Source organism: Porphyromonas sp. CAG:1061 (assembly GCF_000435035.1).
In the GTDB taxonomy this organism is placed as follows: Bacteria; Bacteroidota; Bacteroidia; order Bacteroidales; family Porphyromonadaceae; genus Porphyromonas_A; species Porphyromonas_A somerae.
In genome coordinates this window covers 4,800-6,278 of the sequence record NZ_HF988883.1, presented here as the reverse complement: position 1 = coordinate 6,278, position 1,479 = coordinate 4,800, and the positions used below count along the sequence as shown (strand labels likewise).

At 48.3% G+C, this 1,479-nt stretch carries 2 protein-coding genes; both read right to left on the bottom strand.

Features of this window, described 5'->3' with window-relative positions; genetic code table 11:
* Nucleotides 1-181: undecaprenyl diphosphate synthase family protein (locus QVO39_RS02400; protein WP_288171611.1), on the bottom strand; the 181-nt coding region annotated here is incomplete at its 3' end.
* 6 nt (nucleotides 182-187) lie between these two features.
* The coding region (locus QVO39_RS02395) for a DUF6242 domain-containing protein (RefSeq protein ID WP_288171609.1) at nucleotides 188-1,479 on the bottom strand (1,292 nt) is incomplete at its 5' end.

Here is a 1,479-nt window from a genome sequence, read left to right as displayed (position 1 = left end):
TCTTCACCCCAAGCTCGTTGGCAGCCTTTAGGATTGTTCTGACTGTTTCTACCCCACGCTCGTGTCCATAGGTTCTCTTATTACCTTGTTGCTTAGCCCATCTCCCATTGCCATCCATAATGATTGCAATGTGGCGTGGGATGCGATCCTTATCTATCTTAGCTAGGGCACTCTCCATCATACTTTGTTAATTAAAGCTATTGATGATTCCGCCAGTAGTATCTAGGTGACCGTGCCAAATCTCTCTGCTCGGTGCTCCATTAATAATCCCTCCAAGTAGGTAGATATTAAGCGATCTATCACTTCCCTGCGCGATACCCGATGCTGAGTGACGTGGAAGGAGGTCGCCACCTACGGTTGTTTGATTGGGGAGAGCTATCCACGTGATGCCTTTATCACTACTTCTTTTGATCTCACCAGAGGGTTGGTTGGCTTCCCCATAGAGCCCTCCGATGACAAATAGCTCCGCCTCCTTACCGGTTGGCAAGAAGAGACCACCACTATTTGGGAGCACCTTCTTCTCCTTTTGATATGGTGTCTCACCCCATTGTAAGCTACCAGAGAGGAAGTAACTCTTAGTCGATGGCTTGTTATCAGCACTCCATCCACTGTAGAGTGTAATCGCCGTGATTCCATCTTGTGAGTATGAATAGACGTATGCCTCCTTCACAGGGAAACCTTTAGGCAGATCCCCTTGTGGCTCTGCTCCACTTGAGGTGATAGTGTAGGTTTGATAGAGATTTGAGCCCTCCTTGTGCCCTATGACGAGCAGGTTGCTCTTCCCATCGATGGTAGTCGCTTCGCCTATCATCTGAGAGACCTTTACACTCCCGAGGGCGTGCGCCTGCCAAGTCTTAAGGTCTTTGCTGCTATATAGCTTCTGATCCTTAGAGATAGCCCATACCTGCTTTTCCCCTTCAATTGCTATGCTAGAGGGAAGTAGGGCCACTGGGATATCAGCTCCTTCCACTTCGGTAAATTTACTATTCGTAAGCTCATACTCATACAGTTTGCTAGAGCCACCTTTGAGCCTAGCTACCCAGTAATTATGTCCTTGGTACTTCAGCACCTTGGCGTCTTCTGCTGCGATAGGCAGTGAAGCCGACTCCTTAGTCCAAGTGAACTTGTCGGGGTCATAACCATAAGTGAGTATCCTTAGGTCGTAGGTGAGTGTTGGCTTCTTTTCGATCTCCACGGTAAGTTTGAGCTTACCTCCTGTGGCATCTATTCGCTGGGCACGCCTATTTGATGCGTATACTGTGACCTTCTGAGTGGTTTCATTGATGATTTTTACCACCGCTTCTGAGGTCACCGCTATTGTGAGGTCGAGGGAGTCAAACTTGCTCTGGTAGGGGAGGGGTATCTTATTCCACACCCTCATCGCCCTATTGTCGATGTTGAAGTCTAGGTTCGGTAGCCCCTTCACCTCCTCCTTTTTGTCCTTATCCTTCTCCTCTTTCTGTTTAGGTTTAGGGAAAG